19 protein-coding genes and 5 tRNA genes are annotated in these 22,236 nt (G+C 58.3%); 10 read left to right on the top strand and 14 right to left on the bottom strand.

What is annotated here, in order from left to right:
* Window positions 1–249: 249 nt before the first annotated feature.
* From L861_RS10370 to L861_RS10360, 3 genes are all read right to left on the bottom strand, one after another.
* Window positions 250–765, bottom strand: coding sequence for a hypothetical protein (locus L861_RS10370; protein WP_016415910.1), 516 nt, complete (start codon window positions 763–765; stop codon window positions 250–252).
* Window positions 766–864: 99 nt separating this feature from the next.
* The gene (locus tag L861_RS10365) at window positions 865–2,646 is read right to left on the bottom strand and encodes a sodium:solute symporter family protein (protein ID WP_016415909.1); all 1,782 of its coding nucleotides are present in this window, start codon (window positions 2,644–2,646) and stop codon (window positions 865–867) included.
* A gap of 6 nt (window positions 2,647–2,652) precedes the next feature.
* Window positions 2,653–2,913: a DUF4212 domain-containing protein gene (locus L861_RS10360; RefSeq protein ID WP_016415908.1), complete on the bottom strand. Its 261-nt coding sequence runs from the start codon at window positions 2,911–2,913 to the stop codon at window positions 2,653–2,655.
* Window positions 2,914–3,645: 732 nt separating this feature from the next.
* Here L861_RS10360 and L861_RS10355 point away from each other — a divergent pair.
* The 3 genes from L861_RS10355 (at window position 3,646) to ttcA (ending at window position 7,104) form a co-directional block, all read left to right on the top strand.
* A complete protein-coding gene (locus L861_RS10355) occupies window positions 3,646–5,463 on the top strand; it encodes a DUF294 nucleotidyltransferase-like domain-containing protein (RefSeq protein WP_016415907.1) in 1,818 nt (605 codons plus the stop codon).
* Between the two features lie 33 nt (window positions 5,464–5,496).
* Complete coding sequence (locus L861_RS10350; protein ID WP_016415906.1) at window positions 5,497–6,117, top strand: 3'-5' exonuclease; 621 nt, start codon at window positions 5,497–5,499, stop codon at window positions 6,115–6,117.
* A gap of 84 nt (window positions 6,118–6,201) precedes the next feature.
* Window positions 6,202–7,104, top strand: coding sequence for a tRNA 2-thiocytidine(32) synthetase TtcA (gene ttcA / locus L861_RS10345; RefSeq protein WP_371827878.1), 903 nt, complete (start codon window positions 6,202–6,204; stop codon window positions 7,102–7,104).
* A 182-nt stretch (window positions 7,105–7,286) separates the two neighbouring features.
* On the opposite strand, the gene fnr is transcribed toward ttcA, so the two are convergent.
* The 11 genes from fnr to ccoN form a co-directional block, all read right to left on the bottom strand.
* On the bottom strand, window positions 7,287–8,030 hold the full coding sequence (fnr, locus tag L861_RS10340) for a fumarate/nitrate reduction transcriptional regulator Fnr (protein WP_016415904.1): 744 nt from the start codon (window positions 8,028–8,030) through the stop codon (window positions 7,287–7,289).
* A gap of 71 nt (window positions 8,031–8,101) precedes the next feature.
* Complete coding sequence (hemN, locus tag L861_RS10335; protein WP_016415903.1) at window positions 8,102–9,523, bottom strand: oxygen-independent coproporphyrinogen III oxidase; 1,422 nt, start codon at window positions 9,521–9,523, stop codon at window positions 8,102–8,104.
* 84 nt (window positions 9,524–9,607) lie between these two features.
* Window positions 9,608–10,324, bottom strand: a complete 717-nt coding sequence (locus tag L861_RS10330) for a sulfite exporter TauE/SafE family protein (protein WP_016415902.1) — start codon at window positions 10,322–10,324, stop codon at window positions 9,608–9,610.
* Window positions 10,324–10,569 (bottom strand): cbb3-type cytochrome oxidase assembly protein CcoS, encoded by a 246-nt coding sequence (ccoS, locus tag L861_RS10325; RefSeq protein WP_016415901.1) that lies wholly within the window; start codon window positions 10,567–10,569, stop codon window positions 10,324–10,326. The genes L861_RS10330 and ccoS overlap by 1 nt, the downstream gene beginning before the upstream one ends.
* Window positions 10,566–13,046, bottom strand: coding sequence for a heavy metal translocating P-type ATPase (locus L861_RS10320; RefSeq protein WP_016415900.1), 2,481 nt, complete (start codon window positions 13,044–13,046; stop codon window positions 10,566–10,568). The genes ccoS and L861_RS10320 overlap by 4 nt, the downstream gene beginning before the upstream one ends.
* Window positions 13,047–13,095: 49 nt before the next feature.
* On the bottom strand, window positions 13,096–13,638 hold the full coding sequence (locus L861_RS10315; RefSeq protein WP_016415899.1) for a FixH family protein: 543 nt from the start codon (window positions 13,636–13,638) through the stop codon (window positions 13,096–13,098).
* Window positions 13,635–15,071 carry a cytochrome c oxidase accessory protein CcoG gene (ccoG, locus tag L861_RS10310; protein ID WP_027947681.1) on the bottom strand — a complete coding sequence of 479 codons (1,437 nt, stop codon included), beginning with the start codon at window positions 15,069–15,071 and terminating at the stop codon, window positions 13,635–13,637. Before ccoG ends, L861_RS10315 begins: the two co-directional genes overlap by 4 nt.
* A gap of 107 nt (window positions 15,072–15,178) precedes the next feature.
* Window positions 15,179–16,108, bottom strand: coding sequence for a cytochrome-c oxidase, cbb3-type subunit III (ccoP, locus tag L861_RS10305; protein ID WP_016415897.1), 930 nt, complete (start codon window positions 16,106–16,108; stop codon window positions 15,179–15,181).
* On the bottom strand, window positions 16,105–16,332 hold the full coding sequence (locus tag L861_RS10300; protein WP_021029161.1) for a CcoQ/FixQ family Cbb3-type cytochrome c oxidase assembly chaperone: 228 nt from the start codon (window positions 16,330–16,332) through the stop codon (window positions 16,105–16,107). Before L861_RS10300 ends, ccoP begins: the two co-directional genes overlap by 4 nt.
* 2 nt (window positions 16,333–16,334) lie before the next feature.
* The gene (gene ccoO / locus L861_RS10295) at window positions 16,335–16,943 is read right to left on the bottom strand and encodes a cytochrome-c oxidase, cbb3-type subunit II (protein WP_016415895.1); all 609 of its coding nucleotides are present in this window, start codon (window positions 16,941–16,943) and stop codon (window positions 16,335–16,337) included.
* 22 nt (window positions 16,944–16,965) lie between these two features.
* The gene (ccoN, locus tag L861_RS10290) at window positions 16,966–18,390 is read right to left on the bottom strand and encodes a cytochrome-c oxidase, cbb3-type subunit I (RefSeq protein WP_016415894.1); all 1,425 of its coding nucleotides are present in this window, start codon (window positions 18,388–18,390) and stop codon (window positions 16,966–16,968) included.
* Window positions 18,391–18,564: 174 nt separating this feature from the next.
* Here ccoN and L861_RS10285 point away from each other — a divergent pair, with 174 nt between their 5' ends.
* From L861_RS10285 to L861_RS10255, 7 genes are all read left to right on the top strand, one after another.
* On the top strand, window positions 18,565–19,287 hold the full coding sequence (locus L861_RS10285; protein WP_236617143.1) for an alpha/beta family hydrolase: 723 nt from the start codon (window positions 18,565–18,567) through the stop codon (window positions 19,285–19,287).
* A gap of 130 nt (window positions 19,288–19,417) precedes the next feature.
* Window positions 19,418–19,493: transfer RNA gene (locus L861_RS10280), tRNA-Val, on the top strand.
* Between the two features lie 39 nt (window positions 19,494–19,532).
* Window positions 19,533–19,609: transfer RNA gene (locus L861_RS10275), tRNA-Asp, on the top strand.
* 84 nt (window positions 19,610–19,693) lie between these two features.
* Window positions 19,694–19,770 (top strand) — tRNA-Asp (locus tag L861_RS10270).
* A gap of 47 nt (window positions 19,771–19,817) precedes the next feature.
* Window positions 19,818–19,894 (top strand) — tRNA-Val (locus L861_RS10265).
* Between the two features lie 3 nt (window positions 19,895–19,897).
* A tRNA-Asp gene (locus tag L861_RS10260) sits at window positions 19,898–19,974 on the top strand.
* 176 nt (window positions 19,975–20,150) lie between these two features.
* Window positions 20,151–22,163: an NADPH-dependent 2,4-dienoyl-CoA reductase gene (locus L861_RS10255; protein ID WP_016415892.1), complete on the top strand. Its 2,013-nt coding sequence runs from the start codon at window positions 20,151–20,153 to the stop codon at window positions 22,161–22,163.
* Window positions 22,164–22,236: the final 73 nt, after the last annotated feature.

The following is a 22,236-nucleotide window of genomic DNA, read 5'->3' as shown; positions in this document are numbered from 1 at the left end:
TATCCCCCATTAATCTTCGGCCATTCTAGGGAATCGCTGAATAAATGTCTGCGCAGCCCAATCACTGCGTTACGCGGTGCTCACAAGCCTCACATATACCCCATATGCTCCGGTTGCTGCGCTCTGGGCGCCTTGTGTGACCCACAGGGATGTGGGAAATGCGTGGGTCCGTCGGGAACGGACCTAGCCTTGAACTGCTCGTCGGTTTATTCAGTGTTTCCCTGGGCAATGCTGGCCGGGAGGGCAGGGTCATGCGTCTGGACAAACCGCCTGAAACAATGGATCGGAGGCATCGACGCGCCGCAATTCCGAAAGTCGTGGCCGATGTCCTTCGCCCATGAGCGGCAGCATCTCACCTGCCGTGCAGTTCATCAGGTATGCCTGGTGCTGCACCACATCGATATACTCCTTTTCGAAGCGATAGAGGATGAACTCGACCACCTGCTCCTCGTTCGCCTGCATGTTCGCCATGCTATCCCGGTCGATGACGCTGAAGGCGGTGGTCAAGGGAAACAGGTAAGTCCAAGGGCGCCAGAACATTCGCTCTTCCTTGGTGGATACCACCGTGGCCGATTCCGGCAATTGCTGCTGTTTGTAGTGAAACCATGAGTATTCGTGATGTATCTGAAACGCCAGTATGCCCAGGCCACCGCATACCGGAATGATCCAGCGTGGCAGCCGCTTGCCACTCAAGGAACGCAATAGCAGCCCCACTCCCGCCGTTCCCAGGCCGGCAAACAGTGCTGCAATCAGATGCCAAATCATACATCGCCCTTTCTGAAAGCAATCGGGCTTCCCGGAGGGAAGCCCGATATGGTTTTCGATCCCTTGCCCCGAGGCTACCGGGGCGTGGACCATTATGGCTTAGTGGCCGATCGCACCGCCAGCACCTTTCGGATAGCGCACGCTATCCACCAGATCCTGGATTTCCTGCGGAGGCTCTTCGGTGGCGCTTGAGACAGCGTAGGCTACGGCGAAGTTGATCAAGGCACCCACCGCGCCGATGGACAGCGGTGAGATGCCCAGTATCCAGTTATCCGCGGTATCTGGCAGGTTGTTGGTACCCGGGATAAAGAACCAACCCTTGTAGACGAAGATGTACACCAGGGTGAAGGTCAGGCCGGTGAGCATGCCTGCGACCGCCCCTTTGTTGTTCACTCGCTTGGAGAAGATCCCCATCATCAGGGCCGGGAACAGGGACGCAGCGGCGATACCGAAGGCCAGCGCCACGACCTGGGCGGCGAATCCGGGTGGGTTGGCTCCAAGGTAGGTGGCCACGACGATAGCGAGGGACATCGATATCCGGGCGGCCAGAAGCTCACCCTTCTCCGTGATATTGGGATTGATCGCCCCCTTGATCAGGTCATGACTGATGGCCGAGGAGATCGCCAGCAGCAGGCCAGCTGCGGTGGACAGGGCCGCAGCCAAGCCGCCAGCGGCAATCAGGCCGATCACCCAGCCGGGCAAGTTGGCAATCTCCGGGTTGGCCAATACTAGGATGTCGTTGTTGACTTCCAACTCATTACCTTCCCAGCCACGCTCGGAGAAGTCGGCCGCACCGTTATAGAGCTGGATGTTTCCATCGTTATTCTTGTCCTCGAAAGTGATCAGGCCGGTCTCTTCCCAGGTCCTGATCCAGTCGGGCCGTTCTGCGTAGGCGATGGGGTTCGTTGCAGCTTCTTCATAGTTCTCGACCTGGCCCGCCATGTCCGGATAAATGGTGGTTACCAGATTCAGGCGCGCCATGGAAGCCACGGCCGGTGCGGTCAGGTAGAGCAGGCCGATGAACACCAGAGCCCAACCTGCGGACCAGCGCGCATCAGCCACTTTGGGGACCGTGAAGAAGCGAATGATGACGTGGGGCAGGCCGGCGGTACCGATCATCAGCGACAGGGTGAACAGCACCATGTTCAGCTTGTTGTCCACGTCCGCCGTGTACTGATTGAAGCCCAGGGCAGTAACCACTTCGTTGAGCTTGGCCAGCATCGGTACGCCCGACTCGCTGTGCGTGGAGAACAGGCCGAGTGGCGGTAGTGGGTTGCCGGTCAACTCGAGGGAAATGAACACCGCCGGGATGGTGTAGGCGATGATCAGCACGATGTACTGGGCCACCTGGGTGTAGGTGATGCCCTTCATGCCTCCCAGAACTGCATAGACGAACACCACAACGGCGGCGATGATCAGGCCCATGGTGGCATCGACTTCCAGGAAGCGCGAGAAGGCCACGCCGGCACCAGCCATCTGGCCGATGACGTAGGTGACCGAGGCCACGATCAGGCAGACCACCGCCACCAGACGCGCCGGTTTGCTGTAGAAACGGTCGCCGATAAATTCCGGGACTGTGAACTTGCCGAACTTGCGCAGGTAGGGGGCCAGCAGCGTGGCCAGCAATACATAGCCACCTGTCCAGCCCATCAGGAAGGTGGAGTTGGCATAGCCCCCGGCGGCGATGAGACCCGCCATGGATATGAACGATGCGGCAGACATCCAGTCGGCCCCGATCGCCATGCCGTTGGTAATGGGGTGTACCCCACCGCCGGCAACATAGAAGTCTTTGGTCGAACCGGCCTTGGCCCAGATCGCGATGCCGATATAGAGGGCGAAAGAGGCGCCCACGAATAGCAAGTTGATTGCAAATTGGCTCATGCTGGCTTACTCCTCAAGGCCGAACTTCTTGTCGAGCCGGTTCATTTTCCATGCGTAGAAGAAAATGATGCCGATGAACGTCAGGATGGAACCTTGCTGGGCGAACCAGAAGCCGAGGTCCGTGCCTCCGACAGGAATGCCTGACAGCATCGGGCGTAACAGGATGGCGAAGCCGTAGGACACTAATGCCCAGACGATCAGGCAACCGGTGATCAGACGGATATTCGCCTTCCAGTAAGCAGCGGCATTGGATTTATCATCTGCCATAGTGTTGCTCTCCACTTGTTGTGATGATGAGGGGTTGCACTAAAAATGAGAGGTTAAGCATTTCCTTTGCTGGCTCTACAGGGCAATCGCTCGTAAACAACTGCCCACCTCGGCTCGATGTGTTAGTCATCCATGCGCGACTAAAGTCGTCCTTATGTTCCGCTTTTTTGCTTCTCGCGAGGTGCATTATCAACGTGCGATTGGCCTGCATGAGTTAAGAGCAATACTGGTCAACAAATGGAAAAAATAAAATCCCATACTTTGGTATTATAAGGGGAAGCTGATCTAGAGGGCTGATAAAATAAAGTCTTTTAAGACAATGAGTTATATCTTTTTGATGCAGATGGTAGCAGGAAGGGGTAGCCATTCATAGGACGATGGTCTAGGCCTGTTGCATATAGGATAATAGTCTAGTCCGCATTGTCTAGAACGATGGTCTAGCTTTTTTCTTAAAACATGACGTTGTTATTCTGGCGAGATCATTACCTCGACGGCTCGTGATGGTGGACCGTTGAAGTTTTTCCATGCAATTGACGAAGTGTTTTATCAGGCGCCACAAGACAATTGCTCGATGAAAGCCGTATTTTCCTCAAGGCTGATGTGCAGCCGGCATGTCGACTCCCAAGAATGACTCCGGTGACCAGGGAATGGGGCGGCATTATCCAAACATCCCTGGACCTGGCGTCGAAACAATGGTGAGCGACGCAGGTTCAACATAAGGAAGGCAGTCTCATGGTCGATGTCGATCTCACTCAACCTCCCTTCCTCTTGCTCGATGAGGCGGGGCGGGAGCGTGTACGCAGTGGCATCGACCTGGCCTATTTCGATCGTGACGAGATCATTCTGGATGCTGGCCAGCCCGGTGAGTTCGTTTTTCTGATCCACAAGGGCGAAGTCGCGGAGTTGGATACTAACGCTCCGAGTGCGCAAGCGCGCATCGGCCATTACACCGCGGGCGACCTGTTCGGTGCTATCAGCATTCTCAATGGCAAAAGCCGTTATCGCTTCAAGGCAGAACAGGAAAGCCTCTGCTATCTGATGCCCAAGGCGCTGTTCGAGCGCTTATGTAACGATTATCCGGCCTTCGCTGCCTTCTTTCGACAGAGCCTGACCCACAAGGCTCGGTTATTGACCGAACGCCGTGCCGAAGGTGGGGTGACCATGGCAGGCTTCATGCTGGCCAAGATCAGCGAGTGTATGCGTGAGCCGCTATTGGTTGACGAAGCCACCAGCATCGCAGAGGCCGTCAACACGCTCAACGATAGCCATGCCGACAGTCTATTGGTGGGCAGTGGTGACCGTTTTGGCATGGTCACCAAAACCGACTTGCTCAATGCCTTGGTGGTAGAAGGCCTCGAGCAGGCCAGTCGAGTCGTTGGTATTGCACATTTCGAACTGGTGACTGCCAACCCCGACCAGTATCTGTTCGAGGCATTGGTACGCATGACCCGGCACAAGGTGGCCAGGGTCGTGGTCGTTGAGCAGGGCAAACCGGTGGGGGTCGTCGAGCTTACTGATGTGCTCAGCTACTTTTCCAGTCGCAGCTATGTCGTCAGTTTGCAGGTCGAGCAGGCCGATAGCCTTGACGAACTCGTCAGAGCCAGTGCCCGAACCCCGGAGCTGGTGCAGGCATTGATGGCCCAAGGGGTCAAACTGCGTTTTGCGATGGGACTGCTGGCGGCGCTCAATGGGCGCATCATGGCCAAGGCTTTCGGCTTTATTGTCGAGCCACGCCATCTCGAACATAGCTGCCTGATGGTAATGGGAAGCGAGGGGCGTGGTGAGCAGATCCTCAAAACCGATCAGGACAACGGCCTGATCTTGGCCGACGACGCCGACTGGCCCGACTGCCAGGAGCGGATGCAGCGGGTCACCGAGACCCTTATCCGGCTCGGCTATCCGCGTTGTCCTGGCAATATCATGGTGTCCAACCCGGCTTGGGTAGGCAGCGAGTCGGAGTGGCGCGGCAAGATCGCACGTTGGGCCAGTAGCCGTGACGGCGACAGTCTGATGAACTTGGCGATTCTGCTCGATGCCCATGCGGTAGCGGGCAATTCCAGCCTGTTGGAAGATCTGCGCGACGAACTGTTCGAACGTTGCTCGCGCGATGAGATCCTGCTCTCGCATTTCGCGCGCACGGTGTTGCGTTTCTCCACACCGCTGACGCTATTCGGTTCGCTGAAGAAGCCCCAGCACGGCATCGACATCAAGAAAGGCGGCATTTTCCCCATCGTGCATGGCGTGCGAACTCTGGCACTGGAGCGCCGCATACGTCCTACCTCGACGCTGGAACGGCTCGATGCCTTGGCCGAGGAGGGGCGGTTGGAGGAGAGCTTCGCCGAGGATCTGGGGGAAGCGCTGTCGTTATTCACCGAGCTGCGTCTCAAGCAGCAATTGGCACGCCTGGACGACCAGAGCGACGGGCGCGACACCAATCGTGTGGTAGTGCAGCAGTTATCTTCTTTGGAACGGGATCTGCTGCGAGAGGCATTGCATATCGTCAAGGACTTCAAACAGCGTCTTTCTCATCGTTTTCACCTTGAGTACTGACATGACAATGGCAAGCAAGACAGGAGCATGGTGATGCTAAGGACGCTGAGGCGTGTCGCCGACCGCCGCCGCCAGGCTGGTGGCGACTATGGATGGTTGTTCAACCCCTACACTGGCGACGAACTGGTGTCCATTGACTGTGAAACCACTGGTCTCGATCCGCGCAGCGCTGAGTTGGTGTCGATTGGGGCGGTCAAGGTGCGTGGCGATCGTGTATTGACCAGCGACTCCCTGGATCTACGCCTGCAGCGCCCAGCGAGCCTGACCGGTGACTCGATCTGCATTCATGGCTTGCGTGGCGTTGATCTCGATGGTGGTGAATGTGTACGCGATGCGCTGGTCAAGCTGATAGATTTTGTCGGTACTCGTCCTTTGTTGGGCTGGCGAATCGACTTCGACCTGACAATAATCAACCGTCATCTTCGGCTACTGCTGGGATTCGATCTGCCCAATAGTGTGATCGACGTGGAGCAGCGCTACGCTCGTGACCTGCGACGTAGTCACCCCGTGATCGAAGCTTACCTGGGGTTCGATAAGGTGGCCGAGGCCTTGCAGGTGCCCATCATGGGACGCCATACGGCATTGGGTGACGCAGTGACGACCGCGTTGATGTACGTGCGTCTGCAGCAGAAAAGCGTGCGACCTGCAGGCTGAATCGAGATCGTCAGCACGTGCGGGCAATGCTAAGATATACGCCCACTTACCGTCAGTCTCCGTGTGATCATGTCCGACGCCATCATGACCCATGCTGCTTTCCCGACCCGCCCTGATGAGGTCGCGTGCAATACCGCCGAGGCACCATCCGCCAAGGAAAAGCGTGAATTCAACAAGCTGCAGAAGCGCTTGCGGCGCCAAGTCGGCAACGCGATCATCGATTATGGGATGATCCAGGATGGCGACAAGGTGATGGTATGCCTGTCTGGTGGTAAGGACTCATACACCATGTTGGAGATCCTTAGAAACCTGCAGCGTAACGCGCCGGTCGATTTCTCTCTGGTAGCAGTCAATCTCGATCAGAAGCAGCCAGGCTTCCCTGAACATGTGTTGCCGGAATATCTTGAGTCGATAGGTGTCGACTACCACATTCTCGAGCGTGATACCTATTCGGTGGTCAAGGAGAAGACACCGGAAGGCAAGACCACCTGTGCGCTGTGCTCGCGGCTGCGGCGTGGCTCACTGTATGGATTTGCCGAAGAAATCGGCGCCACCAAGGTGGCGCTTGGTCACCATCGCGAAGATATACTCGAGACCCTGTTTCTGAACATGTTCTTCGGCGGCACACTCAAGGCAATGCCACCCAAACTGCTCTCCGACGATGGCAAGAACATCGTCATCCGACCACTGGCCTATTGTCGCGAGGCGGATATCGTTGAATTCGCGCGTCAGATGCAGTTTCCGATCATCCCCTGCAACCTGTGCGGCTCTCAGCCCAACCTGCAGCGCCAGGTCGTCAAGGAAATGCTTGCCGAGTGGGAGGCGAAGCACCCCGGGCGTCTGGAAACCATGTTCAAGGCCGTGACCAACGTTTCACCTTCGCAGCTTGCCGATCGCGACTTGTTCGACTTCCAGGGGCTGGAAGCCAAGCAGGCGAAGATGCGCGAAACGCGGATAGATGCCCTGGATCTGGGGCGCGAGGTTTAATTACGCTCGAAGAGGGAAGAGGGAAGAGGGAAGAGGGAAGAGGGAAGAGGGAAGAGGGAAGAGGGAAGAGGCGATAAGTTCTTAATTTCTTATTTCTTCAAGCTGCAAAGCAGCGATCTTATTTCTTCCAGGCGCGGAGCGCCGCTCTTCCAGCTTCAAGTCGCGAAGCAACGTCTCCCTTCTTAGGCACCCCCTTCCCCCTCCGCCAATGCCTCCAAGGCTGCCAGGTCGAGGATATTGACTTCACGACCGGAGACGGTAACCAGTCCCTGTTGTTGGAAACGGGTGAGAATACGGCTGACGGTTTCCACTGCCAGGCCCAAGTAATTGCCGATATCGCCTCGCGACATCGAGAGGCGGAAACTGTAGGCGGAATAGCCACGCCGCCGGAAGCGTGCCGAAAGGCTAGTGAAAAAACTGGCTAACCGTTCATCGGCGGTCTTGCGCGACAACAGGCGTAACATGCGTCGGTCTTCGTGCATCTCCTTACTCATGCTGCGGTAGATCTGCGCACGCAGTTCGGGGAGTCGTTCGGAGAGAGCGTCGAGACGGTCAAAGGGAATTTCGCAGACTGTCGTGGTCTCTAGAGCGATCACCGACCCCGGATAGCGTTGTGCATCGATTCCATCCAGTCCCACCATCTCACTTGGCAAATAGAAGTTGGTGAGTTGGTCGTCACCGCGGCCCTCACTGGTCACTTGTTTGAGGCTGCCCGAACGCACAGCATATACGCTGGTGAAGGGAGCATCTTGTCGCACTAGGGGCTCACCCTTTTTTAGCGGTGCACGACGCCGGATGATGGCATCGAATTGGTCCATGTCTTCAATGTCCAGGGCCAGAGGTAGGCACAGCGAGGCGAGGCTGCAAGTTTGGCAGCGTGTCTCATGCAACAGGGCACGACGCTGTCTGAGAGCGGTGTCGAGCATGGTCCTATCCTCGCCAATGGCATTATCACCATTATGGAGGATGGGACGATTAGGGCAAAGAGTGGAGGCGCTCATGGCCAAAGAATTCTTGAGTCGTCCAGAGACTGCTGATCGGTCAGATGAGCGTCAAAAGCCATGGCTAGATAACGGATCAACAATCTACCGACGGGTGTCACGATCAACCGGTTGCCGTAGCGTTCGATCAGACCATCGCGTTTGGCGTCGGACAGCCGTTCCAATGCGCCGGCCAGATAGCGTGGCGCATCGATGTCAAAGGTTTGGCTCAAGGCATCCAGGTCTAGCGTCATGTCACACATCAGCCGCTCGATGGCATGTCGACGCACTCGGTCGTCGAAGGTGAGTCGTAGCCCACGGGCCGTGGCCAATTCGCCGGTATCGATGGTTGTCTCGTAACAGGTCAAGTCGGTGGAGTTCTGGGCATAGATGTCATCCACGTCGCTGATCGCTGAGACTCCCAGGCCAATCAGATCGGTATTGCCGTGGCTCGAGTAACCCTGGAAGTTACGCCGCAGGGTGCCCATACGCTGTGCTACGGCCAGGCTGTCGCTCGGCAGTGCGAAATGATCCATGCCGATATGCACATAACCGGCTTCCTCGAGCATGACGATAGTAGTGCGCAGGATGGCTAATTTTTCCTCGGCACTAGGAAGCGCCGCTGTTTCGATGTGCTGCTGAGAGACGAAACGCTCTGGTAAGTGGGCATAATTGAAGATCGACAGTCTCGCCGGCGCCATGGCGATGACTTGCTCGAGGGTCTCAGCGAAGCTGTCGCGTGTCTGGTAGGGCAAACCATAGATCAGGTCCAGGTTCAGCGAGCGAAAGCCAAGGCGTCGGGCTTCTTCGATGAGGTTCTCGGTTAGCACACGAGGCTGTACACGGTTGATAGCCTGCTGCACACGTAGATCCAGATCCTGAACGCCAAGGCTCACACGATTGAATCCCAGGGCCTGCAAGTGACGAAGCGTCAGGACATTGGCTGCGCGTGGATCGATCTCGATGGCGTAGTCGCGACTACGGTCGCCGGACAGACCGAACTGATCGTCGAGACGGTCGATTAAATCGCTCATCTGGTCCAGCGTAAGGAACGTTGGTGTCCCGCCTCCCCAATACAGTTGAGTCACTGGGCGTGAGGTGTCCAAATGGCTTGTGACAAGGCGCATTTCCTGCTCCAGGCGGTTCAGGTAGGGGTCGGCCAACTGGGTGTTCCTGGTAACGATCTTGTTGCAAGCGCAGTAGAAGCAGTTCTCGCGACAGAAGGGGATATGAACGTAGATCGACAGCGGCTTACCGTCGACATTACTGCGCGCTAATGCCGTGGCGAAGTCCGTGGCAGCGAAGCTGGAGTGGAAGGAAAGTGCCGTGGGATAGGAGGTATAACGCGGCTCATTGACGTCGTAACGACGAATGGTGCCTGCATCCCAAGCCTGCGGAGTTTGGTGGTGTGAGTTGGACGAGGAAGTAGAGTTCGACATGGCGCGACACTCCGCAGAATACGTTGTGTCGATATTAGCCCGCTGCCATCGCTGATGGTTTGAGTTGGATCAAGCAGGGATGATTCAGTGATGCATAGGGGTCGATGAGGTAGAGGCAGGCCACAGATTCCACAATTGCCATACGGCGAACGCAATGATCAGTGTGGCGGCAAGCGTGCGGGTAGCGGGGTGACGGATCAAGTTGCCGAGGCTGTGGGCGGCAAAACCGGTAGCCAGCAGTGCTGGCAGGGTGCCGAGTCCAAAAGCGCCCATCAGGGTCGCGCCTTGTAGTGGGTTGCTCATGGCCAGGCTCCAGGCCAGCATCGAATAGACCAGCCCGCAGGGTAGCCAACCCCAGATGGCGCCCAAAGCGACTGCCTGAGGAACCTTGACCACCGGCATCAACCGGCGGCCGAGTGGCTCCAGATGGCGCCACAGTCGGCGGCCCAGGGCCTCCACGCGTAGTAGTCCTTTCCACCAGTTAGCGATATACAGTGCCATCAGGATCAGCATTACCGCAGCCAGCACCTGCAATGCCAGGCGTAGTTCACCAGCCAGCCCGCCCACCAAGGTACCTAGGCCAGCGGCCAGGGCACCAGCGATCATGTAACTGGAAACACGGCCCAGGTTGTAGCCGAGCATCAGGCTGGTAAGCCGTGCCGGATGGCGCATGCTGGGTGGTACGGCGAAGCTCAGGGCGCTCATGATGCCGCCACACATGCCAATGCAGTGGGCACCCCCCAGCAAACCGAAGACGAAGGCGGCCATCATGGGGGGGAGGTCGAGGCCGGTTGGATCCATCAGCGATGCGCGTCGTGGTTGTCTGAGGTTGGTTTGGAGGGGGGAGCGTTTCGATCAGTACGAGCAGAAGTGCGTTGGGACCGCTCCTCGGATGTCAGGTCATTTTCGTCCTCGTCGAACAGGATGCGATGTGCCGGACCTTCCAGATCCTCGAACTGGTCGTTTCTGACCGCCCAGAAGAAGGCCCAGACAGCTAACGATAGCAGGATCAGCGTCAGCGGTATCAGCAAGTAAAGTATGCTCATGCGGGCTCCGCTTGGACACGGGGGCTGGTGCCAGTAAGACGCGGGCTGCGCATGCGGCCGATGCGCAAGGCATTGCCTACGACCATCAAAGAACTGGCCGACATGCCAAGTGCCGCCACCCAAGGTGGCACCACGCCGATAGCAGCCAAGGGCAGGGCGGAGACGTTGTAGCATACCGCCCAGATCAGATTCTGGCGAATGATGCGACGCGTGGCGCGGGCGATCTCGATGGCCTCGACGATACGCAAAAGCCGGGGACTCAGCAACACAGCATCGGCACTGGTGCGAGCCAAATCAGTGGCGCCGTTCATGGCGATCGACACATCGGCGCCGCCCAGCACGGGGACATCGTTGATGCCGTCGCCGACCATTACCACGGTCTCGCCGGTCTCCTGTAGAGCCTTGAGACGAGTCAGCTTGTCTTCTGGGCTGGCGGCGGCATACCAAGTCTCGATTCCCAGCTTTGTCGCCAACTCACCAACCGCCGCTGGAGTATCGCCGGACAGCAATTCGACATTGATTCCCAAGTCTTTGAGTGTATCCACGGTGTCGGCGGCGTCCCCGCGCAGGTGATCGTGCAGTGCGAACCAGGCGAGAGGGACACCTTCTTCAGCGAGCAGAAGCCACTGGCCATGGTCGGGAGCAGTAGGCGAGTGTCCGGGAGCGGCGAAGTCCGGCTTGCCGAGACGATAGAGACGATCATCGATGCGCCCTTCCAGGCCTAGCCCAGGGTGATTGATCACATCGCTGGCACGCACCGTCGTCTGTCGATACGGACGGAAAGCACGGGCAATGGGATGCTCCGAGTGTGCCTCCAGTGCGGCGGCAAGACCGCGCAGACGATCGTCGCCAAGTGGTGCCAGAGCCCGGGTATCGGTCAAATGCATCTGACCAGTCGTCAGGGTGCCGGTCTTGTCGAAGATCACCCGTGTCGCCTGCGAGAGCGTTTCGATGACGTGAGCGCGAGTGATCAGCACACCGCGCCGACGCAACTGGCCATGGCCGGCGGTTAGCGCCGTGGGCGTGGCCAGTGCCAAAGCGCATGGACAGGTCACCACTAACACCGAAAGTGTGACCCACAGCACCCGGGTAGGATCGATGAACCACCACACTGTTGCCACCCCCGCAGTGACGAACAACAAGCGCAGTACGAATAGGTGAGCCATACGCGAGGCCATTTGAGCGATCTTGGGCCGACTGGCGAAGGCTCGATCGGTGAGGTCGACGATACGTGCGATACGTGCGTTCTTGCCGGCGTGCGTTACGCGAACCACCAACGGGCTCTCGATGTTTTGGCTGCCACCTGTAACGTGGTCACCGGCACGGCGGGTCACTGGCAGGTATTCACCGGTGAGCATCGACTCGTCGAGACTCGACTCGCCGTCTACTATCATCCCATCGGCAGGCACACCATGGCCGGGTTTGATCAGTACCCGGTCACCGGCCTGGAGTTGGCTGGCTGGCAGGATGCGCTCTTCATCGTTCTCGGTAAGCCGTATTGCCGACATCGGCAGTGCGCTGGATAGTGCATTGCCGGTATGACCACTGCGGCGGCGGGCACGTACTTCGATATAGCGACCGAACAGCAGGAAGAAAGTGAACATGGTCACCGAGTCGAAATAGACATCACCAATATCGGAGATTACCGCATAGCCACTGGCCAGATAGGCGCCACCGATGGCGATCGATACCGGTACGTCCATACCCAATACTCGCGAGCGCAGATCTCGGATGGCGTTGCGAAAGAAAGGTTGAGCCGAGAACAGTACCACTGGCGTAGCGAGGGCAAACGAGAGCCAGTGGAAAAGAGCGCGAAAGTCGGGGGTGAGCTGGCCGGGCTCGGCGACATAGACCGGAATCGAGAACATCATCACTTGCATCATCGCCACAGCGGCCACGATCAGTCGACGCACGTTCATGCGCTCTTCGCGCTGCAAGCGAGCTTGGGCTTGGTCCGGCTCGTAAGGCTGTGCAGCGTAACCGATGGATGCCATTTCGGCGAGGATCCGTGACAACTTGATCCGCATGGGATCCCAAGCGATGCGTACCCGGTGATGAGTCAAGTTGACGGCGCTCGAGACGATGCCGTCGAGTGCATTGAGGTGATGTTCGATCAGCCAGGCGCAAGCGGCACAGGTGATGCCATCCACTGCCAGGGTTGCAGCTACATGGCCGTTGTCGCCCTCAGGGTGGACGAAGGCCTTCTGCAAGCCCGGGTCGTCGAAGACCGCCCAGGTCTCGGCCTGGGCGGCCCGGCGCTCATCAGGGCGTTCAGGCAATTCGGTACGATAGCGGTAATAACTGGCCAATCCTCCATCGACGATGGCATGGGCCACAGCATGGCAGCCAGGGCAACACAATGGATGGGAGGCGTCATCCAGGTCTATCTTCCACGGGGCGTCGTCGGGCACGCGGCTGCCGCAGTGGTAGCAGCTTTCCGGGTCATAGGGCAACGTTTCGGCACCGACACTTGTCATTAATGTCTCCCAGCAAGGGATGCCGTCCCCGTCAGTCTTGAGATGAGCATCAACCTTCGTCTGTTTCTACAGGAGTTTCGTCTGTCTCTCCAGGAGTGAGGAGAATAGGGGCGTCCTGAGGGAAGCTGGCTTCGCCGCTCAGACGCCACTCAGGGGCTTCTTGGTCGGGTTGCAGCTGCAGGTACCAGCGGTATTCCAGACGATTGGGAGCCTGGCCGGTGTAGAGACCATTACGCACGTGTTCGAGAGTCAGGTTCAGGTCGCGATCGCCTCGGGTGGGGAATATCAGTGCCAGCAGCAGGCGTTCGGGGTGGTGCTCTCCGTCCAGGTCAACGGTAATGTCACCGGTCAGGTCGTCGATGCGCAGCTCAGCCGATAGCCCCAACTCGGCGGCACGGCGGTCCTGCTCGATAACCTGATTGATGGCCAGGCCCTGCTTGTAATAGTTGTCCGCGACCATGCCGTCGTAGCTCTTGATCGACAGCACGAGAAAGGTGGTGCTCACCGCTACCGACGAGAGCAGGATGCCAAGCAGGAACCATGGCCAGAACTGCTTGTACCAAGGGGGGATGGAGCGGGGTTCCACGGTCATCTCTTGATCTCTCCGATAAAGCGCGTTTCGCGCTCCTGGCGTATGGAAGCGTCGTCCACGGCCTGCAGACTGACCTGCACCGGCACACTAGGGCGATCGATGACACCGGTCTCGAGGCGCAGTTCGATGGCCGCCATTCGGGTGCTGCCGGCATTGACGGTGACCCGGTCGTCGCCAACCAGGGTTAAGCCTGGCAATCCCTCGGCACTCAACTGATACGTATGCTCGCTATCGTCGAGATTGCGGATATTGAGGGTATAGACGTTGCTAACGCGCCCGTCATGGGTCACTTGGTAGAGTTGATTGCGGTCGCGCTCGATATCGAACTCCAATGGTGTGCGTTCGCCAAGCGTCCAGATGAAGAGCCCGATCATTACCAGCAGAGCCGCCAGGTATCCTATCAGGCGTGGGCGCAGGAGATGCGTTTTGCGACCTTCCAAGGCATGTTCGGTGGTATAGCGGACTAGTCCACGAGGATAGCCCATCTTGTCCATCACGCTATCGCAGGCGTCAATGCAGGCTGCGCAGGTAATGCACTCGTATTGCAGGCCTTCGCGGATGTCGATGCCGGTAGGGCAGACTTGAACGCAGAGGTCACAGTCGATGCAGTCACCGAGCCCTTGTTGGCGGGGATCGATACCACGCTTGCGGGCTCCCCGCGGTTCGCCGCGCGCCGTATCGTAGGATACGATCAGGGTGTCCTTGTCGAACATTACCGCCTGAAAACGGGCATAAGGGCACATATAGATGCACACCTGTTCCCGCAACCAGCCAGCGTTGAGGTAGGTGAATACGGTGAAGAAGCCGATCCAGAAGAGTGCCCAGCCGCCGACGTTGAATGAGGCGAAATCCAGGATCAGCCCACGGATCGGCGTGAAATAGCCGACGAAGGTGGCTCCGGTGGCAAAGGCGATAACAAGCCAGATGGTATGCTTGGCGCTTTTGCGCCAGAGCTTATCGAAGGACCAGGGCTGCTTGTCGAGTTTGATGCGGCGGTTGCGAGGGCCTTCGAGGCGGTGTTCCGTCCAGATGAACAGGAAGGTCCAGACACTCTGTGGGCAGGTATAACCACACCAGACCCGACCGGCAAAAACGGTGATCAAAAAGAGGCCGAAGGCGCAGATGATCAACAGCCATGCCAGCAGAAAGAATTCCTGAGGATAGAAGGTGCCGCCAAAGACGTGGAACTCCCGGTCTGGGAGGTTGAACCATACGGCAGGGCGGTCGCCCCAAGATACCCAGGGTAGACCAAAGAACAGCGCCATCAACGCCCAGTTGGAACTGCGTCGAATGCGCTGGAATATACCTTTGATTTCACGGACGTAGAGATGTTCGCGCTTGGCGTACATCGCTTGAGTGGTCGTACCGCGAGGATCGTGTTGACCGACCGCAGGGTCTGGTGTCACGTCCCGAGTCGGAATCTTGTCAGTCATGGCATTACCACGAGGGCTCTGGCGAGCGTGAGGATATAGTTATTATTCTACCGTTTGGTGGGGGGAGAAAAGAACGGGTGCGACCCCTGGCCGCACCCGCTGGACGCTTAGTCCTGCAGACTCAAGCTGTAGACATAGGCGGCGACCAGATGGACCCTGTCTTCGCCAATGTAGGCGGCTTGCGCCGGCATGTGGCCATTACGGCCGTTGCGCAGGGTCTGGCGCACGGCGTCGGCCACGCTCTGGCCAGGAGCCTGGTACAGCCAGGCATCATCGGTCAGATTAGGGGCGCCCAGTGCCTGGTTGCCAGTAGCGTCCGGTCCGTGACAGGCGACACATGAGGCGGCGAAGATCGACTGTCCCTGCTCAGCACGCTGTGCGTCATGCTCGAGACCCGACAGCGACAGCACATAGTTGGCAACGTTTTCGATGTTGTTGCTTCCCAACTGTTGCCAGGATGGCATCAGACCGTTGCGACCATTGGTAATGGTAGCCACGATGTTTTCGGGTTGGCCACCATACAGCCAAGCGTCATCGGTTAGATTAGGAAAGCCGTAGCCGCCCTGCGCATTGGCGCCATGGCAGATCGCGCAGTTGTTCTGGAAGATCCTTTCGGCTACCCGCATGGCGTCGGAATTTCGGGCCAGTTCGGGAACCGGGATTTCCTGATATTGCGCAAAGATCGGTGCATAACGCTCTTCGGCTCGAGCGACTTCTTCTTCCCATTGGTTTTCCTGGGTCCAGCCCAAAGCACCGCGGAAGTTACCCAGGCCTGGATAAAGCGCCAGATAGCCCAAGGCAAAAACGATGGTGGCGATGAAGAGCAGGAACCACCAACGGGGCAGAGGGTTGTCATACTCCTCGATACCATCAGCAGCATGTCCGGTGGTATCCACGTTGCCCTCGGCATCGGGTACCTTGTCAGTCTTGCGATTGGCGCACAGCACCCAGGCGCTGAAGGCGATGGTGCCCAGCGTGATGACGATGATCCAGACACTCCAAAAGCTGGATAGGGAGTCAGTCCATAGGTTGTTCATGCGTTGTTGTCTCCCTTGTCTTTGCGGGAATCGGCATGGCGGGTATCGGCTTCGCCATTAGAGACACGATTGTCACGGTTCGGTAGTTCATCATCAGCGAAGGGCAGGTGGGCGGCCTCGTCGAAATCTTTCTTACGACGCTTGGAGTATGCCCACCAAACGATCCCGAGAAAGGAAATCAGTGTCAGCAGCGTGATGATGCCGCGGAAGGTCCCCATATCCATGATCAGCGCGTACCCTCGAGCACGGTGCCCAGTTGTTGCAGATAAGCGACCAGCGCGGTGATCTCCTGTTCGCCGCGCACTGCACGGGTGGCATCTGCGATGTCTTCGTCGGTGTAGGGAACTCCCATGCTGCGCAGTACCCTCATTTTGCGCGGTGTGTCACTACCATCGAGCGTATTCTCGAACAGCCAGGGGTAGGCCGGCATGATCGATTCGGGCACCACGTCACGTGGGTTGTACAGGTGGGCACGATGCCAGTCGTCGCTATAGCGGCCACCGACACGGGCCAGATCCGGGCCGGTACGCTTGGAGCCCCACAGGAAGTTGTGTTCATAGACGAACTCCCCCGCCACACTGTAGTGACCGTAGCGCTCGGTTTCAGCGCGGAACGGGCGGATCATTTGCGAATGGCAACCCATGCAACCTTCGCGGATATAGATATCGCGCCCTTCGAGTTCCAGTGCAGAGAGCGGCTCGAGCCCCTCTACCGGCTCGGTGGTTTCCTTCTGGAAGAACAGAGGGACCACCTCGGCTAGACCGCCGAAGCTGATCACCACCAGGACTAACACGGCCAGCAGCCCGACATTCTTTTCGACAATCTCGTGTTTCATCGCTATCTGGTTTCCTGGTTGCTCAGGCAGCCTGAGGAATCGGCTGGCCGATGGATTCGCGGCGCTTGATGGTCATGTAGGAATTGAAGGCCATGATCAGCATACCGGTGACCCAGAACACACCACCGACCCAGCGCACGACATAGCCGGGATGGCTGGCTTCCACTGCCTCGATGAAGGTGTACATCAAGGTGCCGTCAGCATTGACGGCTCGCCACATCAAGCCTTGCAGGATACCGTTGACCCACATCGCAGCGATATAGAGTACGGTACCGATGGTGGCCAGCCAGAAGTGCACGGCGATCAACTTGACCGAGAACATCTCAGTCTGGCCGTACAGGCGCGGCAGCAGGTGATAGATGGAACCGATAGTGATCATGGCGACCCAGCCCAGCGCGCCGGCATGGACGTGACCGATGGTCCAGTCGGTGTAATGGGACAGGGCGTTGACGGTCTTGACGGCCATCATTGGACCTTCGAAAGTCGACATGCCATAGAACGACAGTGCCACCACCAGGAAGCGCAGGGTGGGATCGGTGCGCAGCTTATGCCAGGCGCCGGAGAGCGTCATCATGCCGTTGATCATGCCGCCCCAGGAGGGGGCGAGCAGGATAATCGACATGATCATGCCCAGTGACTGGGCCCAGTCGGGTAGGGCGGTATAATGCAGATGGTGCGGGCCGGCCCACATGTAGATGGTAATCAGTGCCCAGAAGTGCACGATCGACAGTCTGTAGGAGTAAATCGGGCGCTCGGCCTGTTTGGGCACGAAGTAGTACATCATCCCCAGGAAGCCCGCAGTAAGGAAGAAACCGACCGCGTTGTGGCCATACCACCACTGCACCATGGCATCGACAGCCCCGGCGTAGATGGAGTAGGACTTCATTCCTGAGATCGGCACTTCCGCGCTGTTGACGATGTGCAGTACCGCCACGGTGAGAATGAACGCGGCGAAGAACCAGTTGGCAACATAGACATGAGAGGTCTTGCGGATCTTGATGGTACCGAGGAAGACCACGGCATAGCTGATCCAGACCGCAGCGAGCAGAATGTCGATAGGCCATTCCAGCTCAGCGTATTCCTTGGAGGTGGTATAGCCAAGCGGCAGGCTGATCGCGGCGGAGAGGATCACTGCCTGCCAGCCCCAGAACGTGAAAGCAGCGAGCTTGTCGGAGAACAGGCGGGTCTGACAGGTCCGCTGTACCACGTAGTAGGAGGTGGCGAACAGCGCCGAGCCGCCGAAGGCGAAGATCACGGAATTGGTATGCAGGGGCCGTAGACGGCCAAAACTAGTCCAAGGAAGTCCAAGGTTCAGTTCCGGCCATACCATTTGAGCGGCGATGGTGACACCGAGGGTCATGCCCACGATACCCCATACCACTGTCATGATCGCGAACTGCCGAACTACCTTGTAGTTGTAGGTCGGGTGCTCTAGTGCTGTGCTCATGTCAAGTTCCCATCGAACGCGGTGTTGGGGAGACGTCCCGGGCGCTAGTGTGCCTGGGCTCGACCGCCCGCATGATGATGCAGATCAAGATTCAGGGCGCCGATTCTAGCGCAGCCTGAGTGTAAGCTGAACATGCGATGCCGCTTAAAGGGTAGTCACCAATAGGAGAATGGCGTGTCGAAGGAACAATACCGGGACCACGGCCAGTTGATGCCCGAAGAGCTCCCGGAGCGATTGGGACGTGGCGAACGTGGGCGCTTCCAGATCATGGGGCAGGGAGCGCTGGAGGTATGGGGAGAGGCTCGTCATGGCCGGTTGCTGTTAGCTCATGGCGCAGGTGCTGGTCAGGATTCATCTTTCATGCAACGGTTGCGTTCAGCCTTGGCGGAACGGGGAGTGCAAACCCTGGCCATCGAGTTCGCCTATATGCAGCGCATTCGAGAGGAGGGACGTCGTCGGCCACCCCCCAAGATCGATCGGCTGGTAGACGAATTGGCTACTTGGTGCGACATCGTGTCACATCCGAGCATGTCGCCACCTTGGTTGGGTGGCAAGTCTATGGGAGGCCGTGCTGCCAGTTTGTTGGCGGCACGAGATGGTGCCGCGGGATTGATCTTGTGTGGCTATCCCTTCCATCCGCCAGGCAAATCGGAGAACACTCGTCTGGCGCATTGGCCGTTGCTTGCATGCCCGGTATTGGTGGTGCAGGGGACTCGCGATCCTTTCGGAGGGCGTGACGAAATCGAAAACTATGATCTGCCATCTCGCACACGAGTTCATTTTCTCGAGGATGGTGAGCACGACTGGAAGCCGCGCAAGGTCTCTGGACGGACTCAGGCATCGCTTATCGATGAGGCGGCTGGGGCTATCTATGAGCATATGACAGCGCACCATTGAGAGTCCGTGCAGATCCGGGCAAGTCAATGAAAGCGAGGCAGAATCGGCGTACCATGATGATACCTGCCAAGGCGACGAAAAGCGTTGACATTGGCGGCTGCCTCTGTAGAATGCAGCGCCACGTGACCGAGGGTGGTTAGCTCAGCTGGGAGAGCACCAGCCTTACAAGCTGGGGGTCACAGGTTCGAACCCTGTACCACCCACCATCGCTTGGCGATGCGCTCGTATCACGTGAGGAAACATGCGGACCGGTAGTTCAGTTGGTTAGAATGCCGGCCTGTCACGCCGGAGGTCGCGGGTTCGAGTCCCGTCCGGTCCGCCACTTTCCGTTCGACAGCGCAAGGCCGCTGTCACTGTCAGATGCCAGGATCCGCGTCGACGGCCATACCGGCCAGATTCGCAAAGGGGACCGGTAGTTCAGTCGGTTAGAATGCCGGCCTGTCACGCCGGAGGTCGCGGGTTCGAGTCCCGTCCGGTCCGCCACCTTGCATTGACATCGGGTATCCACAGTACCCTCCGCCCGATCGATAGGGTGATTAGCTCAGTCGGTTAGAGCACCAGCCTCACATGCTGGGGGTCACTGGTTCGAGTCCAGTATCACCCACCATGCGGACCGGTAGTTCAGTCGGTTAGAATGCCGGCCTGTCACGCCGGAGGTCGCGGGTTCGAGTCCCGTCCGGTCCGCCATCATCGATATCACGCCTTTCGACCCCGAGCCAACGAGGCTTGGGGTTTTTCGTTATTCGCCTGAAATTTCACGACACGATCTGCGCCCTTGGTCGGGATGGTCTATCTTGCAGGCTCGGCTACACTGTCATACGGTAGTTTGAATTTGGCCAAGATGGTGTAAGCGAGGACGTCCCGTGACTCAATACCCCTATTTGTTCCGCCCGCTGGATCTGGGTAGCGTGATACTTCCCAATCGAATCTTGATGGGGTCCATGCATACCAATCTGGAAGAGGCCCCTGGTGGCTTCGCACGGCTGGCGGCTTTCTATGCCGAGCGAGCCCGGGCCGGCGTAGGGTTGATCGTCACCGGAGGGATCGCGCCTAACGCGGAAGGCGCGGTTTTCCAAGGGGCGGCCAAGCTGACCACAGCCGAGGAGGCCGCTTGTCATCGTCAGATCACTGAGGCCGTGCACGCTGAGGAGAGCCGGATCTGTCTGCAGATCCTGCATGCCGGTCGCTATGCCTACTCGCCCGAACTGGTGGCTCCCTCAGCGGTTCGCGCGCCGATCAACCCTCACACACCACGGGAACTGTCTGCCGACGATATCGAAGGGCAGATCGCTGATTATGTGCGCTGTGCTCAACTCGCCCGTGAGGCTGGCTATGACGGGGTGGAGGTGATGGGCTCGGAAGGTTATCTGATCAACCAGTTCATCTGCTCACGCACGAATCATCGCGATGACGATTGGGGCGGAGCCTTCGAGAACCGCATTCGCTTTCCGGTGGAGATCGTCAAGCGCGTTCGTGATGCTTTGGGGCCTGACTTCCTGGTGATCTTCCGTCTGTCGATGATCGACTTGGTCGAAGAGGGTAGCTCGTGGCAGGAAGTGGTGGCGCTCGGCCGTGCCATCGAGGCTGCCGGTGCCGACTTGATCAACACTGGAGTTGGCTGGCACGAGGCGCGGGTTCCCACCATCGTCACCAGCGTGCCGAGGGCGGCGTTCACTGAGGTGACGCATCGCATGAAGGCCGAGCTGTCGATCCCTTTGATCACCACCAACCGCATCAATATGCCCGAGGTCGCCGAAAAGGTGCTCGCCGAAGGCCATGCCGACATGGTGTCGATGGCCAGACCGTTTCTGGCTGATCCCGAGTGGATACTGAAGGCGCAAGAAGGGCGCGCTCAGGAGATCAATACCTGTATAGCCTGTAACCAGGCCTGTCTCGACCATACCTTCCAGGGCAAGCTGACGTCATGCCTGGTCAACCCGCGAGCCTGCCACGAAACAGAACTCGTCATTGCTCCCGCTGAAGAGCCGAAGGACATCGCCGTGGTCGGGGGTGGTCCGGCGGGTCTTGCCACCGCCATCACTGCTGCCAGCCGTGGGCATCGTGTGGTGTTGTTCGAACGCACCGGTATGTTGGGCGGCCAATTCAACTATGCCCGCAAGATCCCTGGCAAGGAGGAGTTCGACGAGAGCTTGCGTTACTACAAGGTGATGCTCGACAAGCACGAGGTGACGGTGCGCCTGAATACCGAGGTGGATATACAGACGCTCAAGGGCTTTGATGCGGTGGTATTGGCCACTGGTGTAAGGCCGCGTGAACTCGATCTGCCAGGCATTGAGCACCCTAAGGTGATGAATTATCCGATGGCTATCGTGCATCCTGAACGAGTCGGTCGTCGTGTAGCGATTATTGGTGCTGGGGGAATTGGCTTCGATGTCGCTGAATTGCTGACCCATGTTGGCCATCCGGCTCAGGATATCGCGAAATGGTGTGATGAGTGGGGAGTGGATCTGAATGTAACGGCGCGCGGAGGTCTGAAAGTACCGGTACGTCCTGAAACGCCGCGACAGGTGTTCCTGTTGCAACGCAAGACCACGAAACCCGGTGCCGGGCTGGGTACGAGCACCGGCTGGGTGCACCGTGCTTCGCTCAGGCATCGTGGCGTCGAGGCAGTGGCCGGATGCGAGTATGTGGGGGTCGACGACGATGGGTTGCATATCCGTGTCGATGGAGAGCCACGCCGGCTCGAGGTCGATAACGTAGTGGTCTGTGCCGGTCAGGAGTCGGTGCGTGACATGCTCGAGCCGTTGCGGGAAGCCGGGGTCACGGTGCATGTGATCGGTGGTGCCGATGAGGCGGCTGAGCTTGATGCCAAACGAGCCATTGATCAGGGAACCCGTGTGGCCGCAGCACTCTAGGCCTTTCCTGAAAAGGCGCTGACTATCGAACAGTTGCGTGAACGCAGTTGGACCTTCTATACCTTTATCGGGG

This window comes from Litchfieldella anticariensis FP35 = DSM 16096, from assembly GCF_000409775.1.
GTDB lineage: Bacteria > Pseudomonadota > Gammaproteobacteria > Pseudomonadales > Halomonadaceae > Litchfieldella > Litchfieldella anticariensis.
The sequence above is the reverse complement of the archived record's forward strand: the minus strand, read 5'-3'. Positions and strand labels throughout refer to the sequence as shown.